Source organism: Micromonospora rubida, from assembly GCF_009908295.1.
GTDB lineage: Bacteria > Actinomycetota > Actinomycetes > Mycobacteriales > Micromonosporaceae > Micromonospora > Micromonospora rubida.
In genome coordinates this window covers 717,319-731,652 of record NZ_JAAALO010000003.1, presented here as the reverse complement: position 1 = coordinate 731,652, position 14,334 = coordinate 717,319, and the positions used below count along the sequence as shown (strand labels likewise).

Annotated in this window: 12 protein-coding genes; 7 read left to right on the top strand and 5 right to left on the bottom strand. The window is 72.9% G+C overall.

Going from position 1 to position 14,334, the window contains the following annotated elements:
• Positions 1-101: 101 nt before the first annotated feature.
• The 5 genes from GVV04_RS33060 (at position 102) to GVV04_RS12955 (ending at position 5,876) form a co-directional block, all read left to right on the top strand.
• Positions 102-1,724 (top strand): N-acetylmuramoyl-L-alanine amidase, encoded by a 1,623-nt coding sequence (locus GVV04_RS33060; RefSeq protein WP_328822348.1) that lies wholly within the window; start codon positions 102-104, stop codon positions 1,722-1,724.
• A gap of 260 nt (positions 1,725-1,984) precedes the next feature.
• The gene (locus GVV04_RS12970) at positions 1,985-2,425 is read left to right on the top strand and encodes a MarR family winged helix-turn-helix transcriptional regulator (protein WP_161687878.1); all 441 of its coding nucleotides are present in this window, start codon (positions 1,985-1,987) and stop codon (positions 2,423-2,425) included.
• 114 nt (positions 2,426-2,539) lie between these two features.
• Positions 2,540-4,210, top strand: coding sequence for an MDR family MFS transporter (locus GVV04_RS12965; RefSeq protein ID WP_161687875.1), 1,671 nt, complete (start codon positions 2,540-2,542; stop codon positions 4,208-4,210).
• A gap of 9 nt (positions 4,211-4,219) precedes the next feature.
• Positions 4,220-4,717, top strand: coding sequence for a universal stress protein (locus tag GVV04_RS12960; RefSeq protein WP_161687873.1), 498 nt, complete (start codon positions 4,220-4,222; stop codon positions 4,715-4,717).
• Positions 4,718-5,354: 637 nt separating this feature from the next.
• Positions 5,355-5,876, top strand: coding sequence for a DinB family protein (locus tag GVV04_RS12955; RefSeq protein WP_161687869.1), 522 nt, complete (start codon positions 5,355-5,357; stop codon positions 5,874-5,876).
• Positions 5,877-5,901: 25 nt separating this feature from the next.
• On the opposite strand, the gene GVV04_RS12950 is transcribed toward GVV04_RS12955, so the two are convergent.
• The 3 genes from GVV04_RS12950 to GVV04_RS12940 form a co-directional block, all read right to left on the bottom strand.
• Complete coding sequence (locus GVV04_RS12950; RefSeq protein ID WP_161687867.1) at positions 5,902-6,522, bottom strand: HAD family hydrolase; 621 nt, start codon at positions 6,520-6,522, stop codon at positions 5,902-5,904.
• Positions 6,522-10,136 carry a chromosome segregation protein SMC gene (smc, locus tag GVV04_RS12945; RefSeq protein ID WP_161687865.1) on the bottom strand — a complete coding sequence of 1,205 codons (3,615 nt, stop codon included), beginning with the start codon at positions 10,134-10,136 and terminating at the stop codon, positions 6,522-6,524. The genes GVV04_RS12950 and smc overlap by 1 nt, the downstream gene beginning before the upstream one ends.
• A 301-nt stretch (positions 10,137-10,437) precedes the next feature.
• Positions 10,438-10,632 (bottom strand): hypothetical protein, encoded by a 195-nt coding sequence (locus GVV04_RS12940; RefSeq protein ID WP_036374707.1) that lies wholly within the window; start codon positions 10,630-10,632, stop codon positions 10,438-10,440.
• Positions 10,633-10,983: 351 nt separating this feature from the next.
• Between GVV04_RS12940 and GVV04_RS12935 the strand changes: the two genes are divergently transcribed.
• On the top strand, positions 10,984-12,306 hold the full coding sequence (locus GVV04_RS12935; RefSeq protein ID WP_161687862.1) for a CAP domain-containing protein: 1,323 nt from the start codon (positions 10,984-10,986) through the stop codon (positions 12,304-12,306).
• Positions 12,307-12,449: 143 nt separating this feature from the next.
• Positions 12,450-13,295: an endo alpha-1,4 polygalactosaminidase gene (locus tag GVV04_RS12930; RefSeq protein ID WP_161687859.1), complete on the top strand. Its 846-nt coding sequence runs from the start codon at positions 12,450-12,452 to the stop codon at positions 13,293-13,295.
• Positions 13,296-13,319: 24 nt separating this feature from the next.
• Here the strand turns inward: GVV04_RS12930 and GVV04_RS12925 are convergent, their stop codons facing one another.
• Both GVV04_RS12925 and GVV04_RS33055 read right to left on the bottom strand, forming a co-directional pair.
• Positions 13,320-14,120 carry an MFS transporter gene (locus GVV04_RS12925; protein ID WP_328822345.1) on the bottom strand — a complete coding sequence of 267 codons (801 nt, stop codon included), beginning with the start codon at positions 14,118-14,120 and terminating at the stop codon, positions 13,320-13,322.
• A gap of 2 nt (positions 14,121-14,122) precedes the next feature.
• Positions 14,123-14,284, bottom strand: coding sequence for a hypothetical protein (locus GVV04_RS33055; protein WP_235965977.1), 162 nt, complete (start codon positions 14,282-14,284; stop codon positions 14,123-14,125).
• Positions 14,285-14,334: the final 50 nt, after the last annotated feature.

Genomic DNA, 14,334 nt, shown 5'->3' with positions numbered 1-14,334 from the left:
TGGGGTTTCGGCGGCCGAGCGGCGACGTGAGGCATCGAGTCGCGACTTTGCCCCGTTCCGCTCCGTGGCGTGGTCAGCCTGCCCATACTCGCGGCGACTGCATGGTTGATGCCGAAACGAGACATTCAACAGCGATGATCTTCCCGTGTTCCGTCAGGACACGCTCTGCCCTTGCCGTGCGAGGGCACGGTCACCCGTCGGGTGGAAGGAAGAATTGCATGGGGATTCCCTGGCTTGCCGATGTCCTGCGAGCGGCCGGCGTCGCGGTCGTCGAGGAAGGAGACTGGCGCTCGCGGGGTGTCAGCGGCTCTTTCGCCCCGATCGGGGTGCTGTGGCATCACACCGCCGCCACATCCAGCCCGAGCAGACCGGCACCGGCTCTGGGCGTCTGCATCAGCGGCCGATCCGACCTGCCCGGTCCCCTGTGTCATGCGCTGGTGGACTACAACGGCGTGTTCCACCTGATCTCCGCCAACCGCGCCAACCACGCCGGCAACAGCCGGGGCAGCGGGCCCATCCCCGTGGGCAGCGGCAACACGCTGCTGATCGGGTGGGAGATCGACTACAACGGCGTCAACCAGTCGATGACCGCAGCCCAGTACGCCGCGTCCGTCGCCGCCACCGCCGCGGTGCTCCGCACGCTGGGCCGCGACGCCAGCTACGCCCGGGGCCACCGCGAGACCAGCACAACCGGAAAGATCGACCCCTCCTTCATCGACCTCGACGCGATGCGCCGCGACGTCGCAGCCGCCATGGCCGGCGGTCCGGCCCCCAACCCGAACAACGGCCCGATGTTCCACCAGGCGCGTTACCCGAACGGGTCGTGGACGGGGTTCCAGCCGTTGGCTGGCTACGGGACGACAGCCCCCGGCGAGGCACGCGACATGGCGATCGCCGGGATGCCGGACGGCTCCGCCCACGTCCTCATCGTCGGCACCGACAGCGGCATCTACCACGAGATCCGCAGGGCCAACGGCGTCTGGACCGGACTCCAGCCACTGACCGGCATGGGCACACCCACCACCGCAGCCGGCAGCCGCGTCAGCATCGCCGGAATGCCCGACGGATCCGCCCAGGTCCTCATCGTCGGCGCGAACAGCGGCATCTACCACCAGACCCGCAACCCCAACGGCACCTGGACCGGATTCCAACCCGTCAGCGGCTACAACACGTCATCCCCCGCAGCCGGCAAGGACGTCGCCATCACCGCAATGCCCGACGGCTCCGCCCAGATGCTCATGGTCGGCGCCGACAACGGCATCTACCACCAGACCCGCAACCCCAACGGCACCTGGACCGGACTTCAACCCCTGACCGGCATGGGCACACCCACCACCGCAGCCGGCAGCCGCGTCAGCATCGCCGGAATGCCCGACGGATCCGCCCAGATCCTCATCGTCGGCGCCGACAACGGCATCTACCACCAGACCCGCAACCCCAACGGCACCTGGACCGGATTCCAACCCGTCAGCGGCTACAACACGTCATCCCCCGCAGCCGGCAAGGACGTCGCCATCACCGCAATGCCCGACGGCTCCGCCCAGATGCTCATGGTCGGCGCCGACAACGGCATCTACCACCAGACCCGCAGCCCCAACGGCACCTGGGCCGGGCTCCAGCCACTGACCGGCGTCGGCACACCCACCACGGCAGCCGGCAGCAACGTCAGCATCACCGGCACGCCCGACGGCTCCGCCCAGGTGACCATCGTCGGCAGGCGCTGACGAAGCACCTCGGGAGATCGCTCCGAGCGGCCCGGCCGGTTGCGGGCGGGACAGTGCCTCCCCCGTCAGCGAGACTCGCGATCGAGCTGTCGCGGGCCGCTGCGGGGGAGGCTCGGCGGATTGAGCAAGCCCGTGGCGGATGACCCCGACACCCGGGCACGATCGGGACACTCCACGCACGTCGGCAGCCGGCCCCCGACGTACGAACGCTCACCATCGCCCAGCGTGAGGCGGGTCACCGTACGCCGTACCCTGGCACCGTGGACGAGCATCAGCCGGAGACCCTGCGGGCCGTGGAGCACGAACTGACCGCGCTGCTGCGCCGTGGGCGGACGCTCTCCTGGGAGGTCGCCAAGGAGGTGCACCCCGACCTGGATCCGAACGCGTACGGGCTGCTGCTCTGGCTGCGCCGGTGCGAGTCCATCCGGCTGACCGACCTGGCCGCCCGGCTGGGGGTCGGCAAGGGGACGCTGAGCCGGCAGATCAACAGCCTGGAGGCGCTGGGGCTGGTGCGCCGGGAGTCGGACCCGGGCGACCGGCGGGCGTCCCCGCTCAGCCTGACTGCGGAGGGGCAGCGCCGGTTCGACGCCGCCCGGTCGTCCCGGCTGGCGGAATTCCGGCGCATTCTGGAGCGCTGGGAGAGGCGGGACGTGGAGGACTTCGCCCAGCTCCTGCGGCGTTTCAACGACGCCCTCGACTGATCCGCGACCGGTGCCGCCGGGAATGGATCCCCCTCTGGGCTGGTTGTTGCTTCAGGCAACCAAATCACATGGTTGCTCCAGGCAACCACTTCTCTCCCACCGGAGGCAGCCACGATGTCCTCAACGGCAGCGCCCAGCCGGGCGACCGGCGTCGCCATGTCCCACCGGCAGATCCTGGAGGCCCTCTCCGGACTGCTGCTGGGCATGTTCGTCGCGATCCTCTCCTCCACGGTCGTCTCGAACGCGCTGCCGCGGATCATCACCGAGCTGCGCGGCGGCCAGTCCGCGTACACGTGGGTGGTCACCTCGATGCTTCTGGCGACCACCGCAACCATCCCGCTGTGGGGCAAGCTCTCCGACCTGATCAGCAAGAAGGCCCTGGTCCAGCTCTCCCTGGTGATCTACGTGCTGGGCTCGGTGCTGGCCGGGTTGTCCCAGTCGACCGAGTGGCTGATCGCCTGCCGGGTGCTCCAGGGCGTCGGCGCCGGCGGCCTCACCGCGCTGGCCCAGGTGATCATGGCTTCGATGATCTCGCCCCGCGAGCGGGGCCGCTACAGCGGCTACCTCGGCGCGGTGATGGCCGTCGGCACCATCGGCGGCCCGCTGATCGGCGGCGTGATCGTCGACACCTCCTGGCTCGGCTGGCGCTGGTGCTTCTACGTCGGCGTGCCGTTCGCCCTCGCCGCCCTCGTCGTGCTCCAGAAGACCCTGCACCTGCCCGTGGTCCGTCGCCAGGTGAAGATCGACTGGTGGGGCGCCACCCTGATCACCGCCGCCGTGTCGCTGCTGCTGATCTGGGTCTCCCTCGCCGGCGACAAATACGACTGGCTGTCCTGGCAGAGCGCCGTGATGGTGGTCGGGGCGCTGCTGATCGGCGCGCTGGCGATCCGGGTCGAGACCCGCGCCGCCGAGCCGGTCATCCCGCCGCGGCTGTTCCGCCACCGCACCATCACCCTGGCCACCGTCGCCAGCATCGCGGTCGGCGTCGGCATGTTCGGCGCGTCGGTCTTCCTCAGCCAGTACTTCCAGATCAGCCGCGGCCAGAGCCCGACCATGTCCGGCCTGATGACCCTGCCGATGATCCTCGGCCTGCTGGTCTCGTCCACGGTGACCGGCCGGGTCATCACGAAGACCGGGCGCTGGAAGCGGTACCTGGTCGCCGGCACGACGCTGCTCACCATCGGCTTCGCCCTCATGGGCACGCTCCGCTACGACACCAATTTCTGGGTGCTCAGCTGCTACATGGCCATCGTCGGCGTCGGGCTGGGCATGACCATGCAGAACCTGGTGCTCGCCGTGCAGAACACCGTCGGCACGCGCGACCTCGGCGCGGCCAGCTCGGTGGTGGCCTTCTTCCGCAGCCTCGGCGGCGCGGTGGGCGTCTCCGCCCTCGGCGCGGTCCTGGGCCACCGGGTATCGGGCTTCATCGCCGACGGGCTCGCCGGCCTCGGCCTTCCGGCCTCCGCCTCGGGCGGCAGCGGCCTGCCCGACGTGCACGCCCTGCCCGCCCCGATCCGCACGGTCGTGGAGAGCGCGTACGGCCACGGCGCCGGCGACGTCTTCCTGGCCGCCGCACCGCTCGCGCTGATCGCGCTGATCGCGGTGAGCTTCATCAAGGAGGTCCCGCTGCGGCGGGACAACGGGCCGACGGCCGATGAGGCCGAGCGCGAGTCGGCGGTCGCAGACGGGGCCGAGCGGCAGCCGGCGGCGGCCGGCAAGGTCGACACGGCGGCGGTGGCCGGCAAGGTCGACACGGCAGCGGTCCGCAGCGGCGGCCGGAGCTGAGGAGACGGCATGAGCGTGGGAGCACCTCTCGACCGGGAGGACTACGGCCCGGCGGCCCGTCCGCTGCCCTTCGAGCGCGGCACGGACGGGCCCCGCGTGGTACTGGTCGGCGTCGACGGCACCCGGACCTCGCTGCGGGCCACCTCGTACGCGGCAGGGCTGGCCCGTCGGCAGGGCGCGGGGCTGGTCGTGGTCTTCGTCAGCACACCGGCCCCCTACACGGCCATGATGCCGGGACTGGTGGCCGAATCCGTCCAGCAGACCCACGACGAGCTGGCCGCCGAGCTGCGCGAGGAGTGCCGCCGCGACGCCGAGGAGCTGGGCCTGCCGGTCACGTTCCTGTGCCGGCGCGGGGACGCGTACGCCGAACTGTGCGCGGCGGCCGACGAGACCCGGGCGGACCTGGTGGTGGTCGGCTCCTCCGAGCAGGCCGGCCACCGGCTGGTCGGGTCCGTCGCCACCCGCCTGGTCCGCACCGGCCGCTGGCCCGTCGTCGTCGTTCCCTGACCGGAGGGGCGCTGCCGCCTCCCCCGGCTAGGGCCCTGTACCGCATGGGGTGAGTGCGATAGCCGCGGTCTTGATCGATGGATCGCGGCGAAAACCCTGATCATGTTGTCGGCCCTGGTCGATGTGGGTGGGCGGGTGAGGTGGGACAGGACAGCGGGCCGGCCGTCCGAGCGGCGGGGGCGCCGGGCGGGTAGTGCCACCTCGCCCCCTTTGCTCTGCTGCCGCCACCGCAACACCAGCGCCTGCCGTGCAACACCAACACCAACACCAGCGTCACGCAGTCGCTTCGGGTCGGGTAGCGGCACGAGGGGTCGGCAGAATCGTCACGCTCCGCGAGCGTTGCGCCGGGGGCAGCAGAGCAAAGGGGGCGCTGCGGGGTTGCCCGCCAGTCGGCGACGATGTCAGCGGCGGCGCTCCCGCCCCGCCCCTGGGGTGGGACTTCACGATCGTCTGCTGATTTTGGAGAACCCGCCCGGCGTGTCGTCTCACAAATCAGCAGACGATCACGCCACGACAGGCCGCCCTGCACCCCGACGCGACCGTGCACATCGTCGCCACCAAGGCGGCTGCGCCGATGACTTCGACACAGGCCCTAATCCGATCGCCGGCTGTCGGAGGGACCGGTCAGAATGACCCGATGACCTGGAGAGCACCGGAGATCACCCGGACCCCCGAGCCCTACGTCGGCGACGAGCGCACCATGCTGGAGGGCTGGCTGGATTACCACCGGCAGACCCTGCTGCTCAAGTGCGCCGGGCTGACCGCCGAGCAGCTACGGACGCCGAGCGTCGAGCCCTCGGGGCTCACCCTGCTCGGCCTGGTCCGGCACCTGGCCGAGGTGGAGGCCTCGTGGTTCCGGGAGGACTTCGCCGGCGAGCGGATCGACCACCCCTACTGCACGCCGGAGAACCCGGACGCCGACCTCGACGTCAGCGCCGCCGACGCCGAGGCCGACTTCGCCACCTACCACCGGGAGGTGGCGCTGGCCCGCGCCGCCACCGCCGGCCGATCCCTCGACGAGACCTTCACCGAGGTCGGCCCGAAGCGCCGGACGTTCAACCTGCGCTGGGTCTACGTGCACCTGATCGAGGAGTACGCCCGGCACAACGGCCACGCCGACCTGATCCGCGAACGCATCGACGGCGTCACCGGCGAGTGACCGACCCGGCCGCCGCCTCGCGCCTTCAGTACGCCAGCGCGGCCCGCAGGTAGCGCAGGTCAGCCGGGCCGCTCCAGCGCAGCGCCGACAGCCCGGCGACGCGGGCGCCCCGGATCGCCCGGTCCTCGTCGTCGACGAAGAGCACCCGGGCCGGCGGGGTCTCCAGCGCGTCGCAGGCGGCCTGGAAGTACTCCTTCGCCGGCTTACTCACCCCGATCTCCGAGGAGTTGACCACCACGTCGAGCTCGCCGACCAGGCCGAGCGCGGCGAGGTCGGCGTCGAGCAGGTCGGTGGCGTTCGTGCCGAGCCCGACCCGGATCCCTCCGGCCCGCGCCTCGCGGACGAAGTCGAGCACCTCGGAGTCCACCTCGCCCCGATAGCGCTGCCACTGCTCGACGGCGGCTCGGGCCCGCTCGGGGTCGCCCACCGAGTCGGTCAGCGCGTCGGAGACGCTGGTCATCCAGTCGGCGTGGCTGACCCTGCCGGTCAGCACCGGCTGGAGCCGCCCCCAGTGCATGGCGATCTCGGTGAGCACGCCCTCGGACAGCCCGTACTCCCGCTCCACCCCGGCAGCCACCGTCGGGTCCCACCGCCGCAGGACGCCGTCGAAATCCATCAGGAGCGCCGTCGCCCGTTCCCGACCCACTACTCGTTCTCCTCGCCGCGGCCACGCCGCTCGTCGTCCCCGTCGGCCCGGTTGAGCCGTTGGCTGATCACCTGGGTCACCCCGTTGCGCATGGTCACGCCGTACAGGGCGTCGGCGATCTCCATCGTCCGCTTCTGGTGGGTGATGACAATCAGCTGACTCTTCTCCCGCAACTGTGCCAGCAACGTGATCAACCTGCCCAGGTTGACGTCGTCGAGGGCCGCCTCCACCTCGTCCATGATGTAGAACGGGCTGGGCCGGGCCCGGAAGATCGCCACCAGCATGGCCACCGCGGTCAGCGACCGCTCGCCGCCGGAGAGCAGGGAGAGCCGCTTGATCTTCTTACCCGGCGGACGGGCCTCCACCTCCACGCCGGTGATGAGCAGGTCGTCGGGTTCGGTGAGGATCAGCCGGCCCTCGCCACCGGGGAAGAGCACCGTGAAGACCTGCTCGAACTCCCGGGCGGTGTCGGCGAACGCGCTGGCGAAGACCTCCAGGATCCGGTTGTCGACGTCCTTGACCACGGTGAGCAGGTCCCGGCGGGTGGCCTTGAGGTCCTCCAACTGCTCGGTGAGGAACTTGAAGCGTTCCTCCAGCGCGGCGAACTCCTCCAGCGCGAGCGGGTTCACCTTGCCGAGCAGGGCCAGCTCCCGCTCCGCCTTGGCGGCCCGCTTCTCCTGCACCGGGCGCTCGTAGGAGACCGGCTCGGGCAACTGCAGCCCGTCCCGCTCGGCCGCCGCCACGTCCGCCTGCGTCGGCGGCACGGGCTGGTGCGGGCCGTACTCGGCAACCAGGGTCTCCACGTCCAGGCCGAAGTCCTCGGCGGCCTTCGCCTCCAACTGCTCGATGCGCAGCCGCTGCTCGGCGCGGGCCACCTCGTCCCGGTGCACCTGGCTGGTCAGCCGCTCCAGCTCCGCGCCGAGGCGCTTGGCCGCGCCGCGTACCTCGGACAACTCGGCCTCCCGGGTGGCGCGTTCGCGCGCCACGGCGTCCCGGTGCTCCTCGGCCCGCGCGATCGTGGTGGCCAGCCGGGCCAGCGCCTCGCGGGCGCCGCCGGCCACGGCGCGGGCGATGTCCGCGCCCCGGGCCCGGGCGGCCCGCCGGGCCGCCGCGCGCTCCCGCGCGGCCCGCTCGGCGGTGGCCTGCCGGCGCAGCGAGTCGGCCCGGCCGGCGATCGAGGAGACCCGCTCCTCGGCGGTACGCACCGCGAGTCGGACCTCCATCTCGTTCTGCCGGGCTTGTGGCACCATCGCGGCGAGTTGGTCGCGATCCTCGCTGGACGGCTCGGCGTCGAGCGGGGTGGCCTCGGCCAGCCGGAGCCGTTCCGCCAGCTCGGCCAGGGCGGTCAGGTCGCGTTCCCGGGCTGCCTCGGCGCGGGACCGGGAGTCGCCGAGCCGGTCGGTCTCCGCCTTCGCCGACCGGGCGGCGGCACCCAGTTCGGCGAGCCTGCGGGCGGCGGCGTTGCGGTGGCTCTCGGCCTCCCGCTTCGCGGCGGCGGCGTGCTGCACCATCTCCTTCGCGGCGGCCACCTCGGCGCGCGCCTCGCCGAGCTGGTCGCGCAGCTCGGCGGCGGCCCGCTCGGCGGCCGTCCGGTTGGTCCGGGCCTCCTCCACGGCGGCCTGCACCTCGATGAAGCTGGGCGCCTTGGCCGACCCGCCGGCCGCCGCGTACGCCCCGACCACGTCGCCGTCCCCGGTGACCGCGCGCAGCTCGGGGTTGCCGGCGACCAGCTCGGACGCGGCGGCTAGGTCGTCGACCAGCACCACGTCGCGCAGCGCCCGATGCACGGCCGGGCGCAGCTCGGCGGAGCATTCAACCAGGTCGGGGGCCCAGCGGGCGTGTTCGGGCAGCTTCGGGCGCAGCGTGTCGGCCGGCCCGGTCATGCCCGGCCCGGCGGGGCTGCCGACCAGCAGGCCGGCCCGGCCGGCGTCGGCGATCTTCAGCAGCCGCATCGCCTCGACGGCCTCGTCGACGCCGCTGACGGCGACCGCGTCGGCGAGCCCGCCGAGCGCGGCGGCGACCGCCGCGGAGTGGCCGGGGGCGATGGTGAGCAGCCCGGCCAGGCTGCCGAGCAGGCCGGGCACCTCGTCGGCGCGGGCGAGCAGCGCACCCGCGCCGTCCTTGCGGCGCAGCCCGATGGCGAGCGCCTCCTCGCGGGCCTTCTGCGTCGCGGCGTCCTTCTCGGCGGCCCGCTCGGCGTCGGCGAGCGACCGGACGGCGGCCTGCGCCTTCTCCTGCACCACGACCGCCTCGGCGTGCCGGGCGTCGAGGTCGGCGTTGTCCCGGTCGGCCTCGGTGGACTGTTCGGCCACCGCGTCGAGGTCGGCCTGCGCCTGCTCGGCGCGGGCCAGGGCGTCGGTGTGCGCGGCGGCGAGCCGGTCGATCTCCTCACCGGCGCTCGTGGTGCGGGCTCGTGCCGAGTTCACCTGCCCGGTGAGCCGGGCCAGCCCCTCCCGCCGGTCGGCGATGGCCTTGGCCGCCGCGACCAGTTCCCGCTCGGCGGCGGCGAGCTGCCGTTCCAGCTCCTGCCGGTGCTCGACGGCCTCGGCGAGCCGAATCTGGTCGTCGGTGAGCGCCGCCCGCAGCTCCTCCTCCTGCTCGTGGACCCGCTCGGCCTCGGCCTCCAACTGGTCGGGGTCGCGGCCGGGGCGCTCGTCGTCGCCGGTGGCGCTGAGGTGACGCAGCCGCTCCCGGGCGAGCTGCTCGATGGAGCGGAACCGCTCGGACAGCGCGGAGAGCTTGTACCAGGTGTCCTGGGCGGCGGCCAGCAGCGGGGCGTCCTCGGCCAGCGCCGCCTCCAGCTCACCGAGCCGGCCCTGCACCTCGACGTGCTCCGCCTCGACCTGCTCGCGCCGCTCGCGCAGGGCGCTCTCGTCGGCGATCTCCTTGTTCAGGGTGGCGCGCAGGGTGGCCAGGTCGTCGGCGAGCAGGCGAAGCCGGGCGTCGCGCAGGCTGGCCTGGATCGCGGCGGCCCGCCGGGCCACCTCGGCCTGCCGGCCCAGCGGCTTGAGCTGGCGACGCAGCTCGGCGGTGAGGTCGGTGAGCCGGTTGAGGTTGGTCTGCATCGCGTCGAGCTTCCGCAGCGCCTTCTCCTTGCGCTTGCGGTGCTTGAGGACGCCGGCCGCCTCCTCGATGAACGCCCGCCGGTCCTCCGGCTTGGCGTGCAGCATCCCGTCGAGCCGGCCCTGCCCCACGATGATGTGCATCTCCCGGCCGATGCCGGAGTCCGACAGCAGCTCCTGGATGTCGAGCAGGCGGCAGGAGTCGCCGTTGATCTCGTACTCGCTCTCGCCGGAGCGGAACATCCGGCGGGTGATGGAGACCTCGGTGTACTCGATCGGCAGCGCGCCGTCGGTGTTGTCGATGGTGAGGGTGACCTCGGCCCGGCCCAGCGGCGCCCGCCCGGCGGTGCCGGCGAAGATGACGTCCTCCATCTTGCCGCCGCGCAGCGCCTTGGCCCCCTGCTCGCCGAGCACCCAGGCGATGGCGTCGACGACGTTGGACTTGCCGGAGCCGTTCGGGCCCACCACGCAGGTGATCCCGGGCTCCAGCTTCAGCGTCGTCGTGGAGGCGAAGGACTTGAACCCCTTCACCGTCAGGCTCTTGAGATACACCTTCTCGATCCTCGTCCGGTGGTCGCCGACCGTCGTGGGCTGCGCGGACCTGGTGAACCCGCAGACTAACCCGGCGTCGCCGGGGGCCGCGCACGCGACCCGCCCCGGGCGTCCGTCCGCCGCCGGCTCGGCGCGACCGACGCGGGGCGTCAGCGGTACGGATCGCCGGACCGACCCTTGATCAATTATTCAAGATCAGGAAATGGCGTCGGGAAATGGCCCCGGACATGGCTGCGCGCCGGCACATAAGTGTCGGCGCGCGATTTTGCGTGGTGCGATTCAGTTGTCCGACAACCGAAGATCAGGTCAGCGCCGGCTCGGCCAGACGGAGCAGATCATCCGCCTCCGCCGCAGCCGCCGCGAGCCGATCATTCTCGGCACGCAGGCGCGTGATCTCGAACTCCAGTGCCTGAACCCTGGACCGCAGTCGGGTGACCTCGTCGAGCAGACGCCGATCGGGCGCTGCACCTACGTGGCCATAGAGGGCCTTCGCCATACTGACTCCTTGATATGCGCTGCCGGAAAGGCCGGCCAACGCGCGCCCACTCGTTCGCGGCTGCCATTCCCAGCGATTCTGGGCATGACCGGGGCGCGACTGGCGACACCTACATATTGAGCCGACAACCGCCATTCGTCAAGTTCCCGCAGGCCGTAGATCATCTCCACGTCTGCCGGTCCACTTGTCGGGGGCTGCCACCAGGCACGGACACGCTCTGTCCGGACGCGTTAACTGTACGCCTCGGATCACCGGAAGTGGCCATCCGTGCGAGTGGGATTCGCTTAACTCTTCCTTAGCCACGTTGCCGCAGCTCGCACCGCACCCGTAGGTTCAGCCCGCAACCGACCCGTGGAGGCGACAGGCGTGTATGGCTCGAACGACCCGAACGACCCGGAGGGCGCCCGCCGGCGCCAGGGACCCCCGGCCGACAAGCCCGCCTGGCTGACCGACCGGCCCGAGCCTCGGTCGGCGTACCTGTTCGGGGACGAGCCGGACCAGCCGGGTGACCGGTGGGCCGCCGATCCGCGCAGCGCGGAGCCGACCGACCGGCCGTGGGCGCGGCAGCCCACCGCTCAGCCGGGGCGGCCGGGCGACGAGCCCTGGCGGGAGGAGCCCACCGGCCGGTGGCAGCCCGCGAGCGAGCCGCAGCGGCCGGAGGGCGAGCCGTGGCAGCCCGGCGCCGAGCCGTGGCACAACCAACCGACCGGGCAGTGGCACGACCGGCCGACCGGGCGGCAGTCGCATGACCAACCGACCGGGCAGTGGCACGACCAGCCGACCGGGCAGTGGCACGACCGTCCCGTCGGTGGGCCGGGGGACGCGGAGCGCACCCGGGTCGTGCCGGTCGTCGGGCCCGCCGCGTCGGCGGCCGGCGGACCCGGGGCGGGCCTCACGGCGTACCGGGGAGGCCAGGCCGGGGACGCCCCGGCCGAGGGCGAGGGGCGGCACCGGCCGGCCCGCCGGTTCCCGCGACCGCTGCTGATCGGCGGGGCCGCCGCGGCGGCCACCCTGGTCGTCAGCCTCGGCGTCGGCGCCCTGGCCCTGCCCGGCGGGGACGGCCCACGGACCGAACCGGCCGCCGCCGACAGCCCGGTCGCCGCCGCGCCGGCCGGCCCCGACGCGACGTCCGCCTCCTCGCCGAGCGCCTCACCCACCACCGCCCGCCCGTCGGCCACGCCAAGTCGGACCGCCAAGCCGACGCCGGAGCCCAGCCGGTCCACCGCCGCGTCGCGGAGCAACCAGCGCAGCACCCCGGCGACGACGTCCCGCAGCGTCGCCGGGACGGGCGTCAGCAGCCAGGCCCGGCAGGTCGTCGACCTCGTCAACGCCGAACGGGCCAAAGCCGGCTGCGGGGCGCTGAAGATCAACAGCAAGCTGACAACGGCCGCCCAGGCGCACAGCCAGGACCAGGCCGACCACCGGAAGATGTCGCACGACGGCAGCGACGGCAGCAACGTCGGCAAGCGGCTCGACCGGGTCGGGTACGCGTGGCGCGCGTACGGCGAGAACGTCGCCTGGAACCAGCAGACCCCGGCCGCGGTGATGAGCGCCTGGATGAACAGCTCCGGGCACCGGGCCAACATCCTGAACTGCTCGTTCACGGAGATCGGCGTCGGCGTGGCCACCAGCAACGGGCCGTACTGGACGCAGGACTTCGGCACCCCGCGCTGAGGCGGCGAGCGTGACCCCTGCGGCCCGGGCGAGTCGTCGCAGGGGCCCCGCTCGTTTCACCGGGTGAGGCCCGCCGAGGCGGTACGTGGGGGCGGCAGGCCCGACCGGGCGGCCGGGGGCCGCGAGCTACCCGGGAGCTGCCGATGCGGATCCGGCTGCGCTCGCCCGGCGTGGGGTGTGGGCCGCGCCGGCTGCTGCGGTCACTCGTCGCGGTGGCGCTGCTCACGGCGGCGTACGGCTGCCGGGCGGACCTGCTCCCACCGGGCTCGCCCACCCCGTGGCCGGCCGACTCGGCCCGGCACTGGCGCTGGCAGTGGCAGCTCACCGGGCCGCTCGACACCACCGTCGACGCGGACGTCTTCCTGCTCGACCCGGTGCGTACCACCGCCACCGAGACCGCGGCGCTGCGCGCCCGGGACCGCCGGCTGGTCTGTCAGGTCGCCGTCGGCTCGTACGCCGGGACGGATCCGGACGCCGACCGGTACCCGGCGGCGGTGCGCGGCGTGGCAGGCCCCCGGCCGGACACCCGCTGGGTGGACGTCCGGCGGTGGGACGTGCTGGAGCCGATCCTCGCCGACCGGTTCCGGCTCTGCCGGGGCAAGGGCTTCGGCGCGGTGGCGCTGGCCGACGCCGACGGGTACGCCCACCGGCCCGGCCTCCCCCTGGACTTCGACGACCAGTTGCTGTTCAACCGGCGGGTCGCCGCGCTGGCCCGCACGCTGAGCCTCTCCCCCGGCCTGCTGGGCGACGTGCCGCAGGTGGCCGCGCTGGCGCCGGACTTCGACTTCGCGGTCGACGAGGAGTGCGTCCGGCTGCGCCGGTGCGCCAAGCTGCTGCCGTTCGCCGAGGCCGGAAAGCCGGTGTTCCACGTCGAGTACACCGGCGACCCCGCCGGGTTCTGCGTGGCCACGGTCGGGTACGGCTTCGCCTCGATGCGCAAGGACCGCCGGCTCGACGTGTGGCGGGCACCGTGCCCGGCCGCTCCCTGACCGCCCGGGCCAGCGTGTGCCGCGTCAGCCGGTGGCGGCCGGGGTCGCGGCGTCGTCCGACCCGCGCTGCCGGGGCACGCCGGCCTCCTCGGCGCTCAGGGGCATCGCCAGCTCCTCCAGCGACTTCCCCTCGGCCCTGACGCCGAGGAGCAGCTCGACGATGCCGCCGACGATCATCACGGAGGCGCCGATCACGAAGGCGAGCACGGTGTCGCCGACCTGGCCGCTGCCGACCAGCTTCGAGAACAGCAGTGGGCCGGTGATGCCGCCGGCGGCGGTGCCGAGCAGCAGCAGGCCGGAGACGATGTACGACCCGGCGATCATCGGCACCCGGCCGACCGTGTCGAAGAGCCGCCCCAGCAGCAGCAGCGGGCCGAGCAGGTTGCCGACCGCGATCACCGCGAAGTAGTAGCCGCTGTTGCCCGGCGGCACCTCGAAGAAGGTCTCCAGGATCTGGGCGAAGCCGAAGGTGATGGCGTTGTAGAGGAACGCCTGCCCGACGAAGAGCGAGAAGCCGAGGACGGCGCGCTTCGGGTACCGGGCGAAGAGGGTCTTCGCGATGGTCAGGAAGCCGGTGCTGCGGCGCTGGCGGATCTCGATGTAGCTGTCGGCGGCGTCGAGTTCCCGGCCGGTCTCCCGCTCCACCTCCTGCTCGACGGAGTCGACCAGCCGCTCGGCCTCCTCGCTCCGGCCGTGGATGAACAACCATCGTGGGCTCTCGGGCACGTGCCGGCGGACCAGCAGGACCGCCACCCCCAGCACCGCGCCGAGGCCGAACGCCACCCGCCAGCCGACGCCGGTGGGCAGGCCGTTGAGCAGCGGCACGGTCAGCAGCGCGCCCAGCGCGGGATGGTGACCTCTAGGCCGTCGAGGATCCACACCGTGCCGAGGCCGATGACGATCATCCAGTGCCAGCGGGACCACGGGAGCCGGTCGAGCCGGGCCGGCACGTTGGTCCGTACGGTGCCGGCCCGCACGTCGGCGCTCATGGCCGGCTCCGCGGGGATTCGGGTTCGTCCGGGGCATCGGCCCGGGGGCC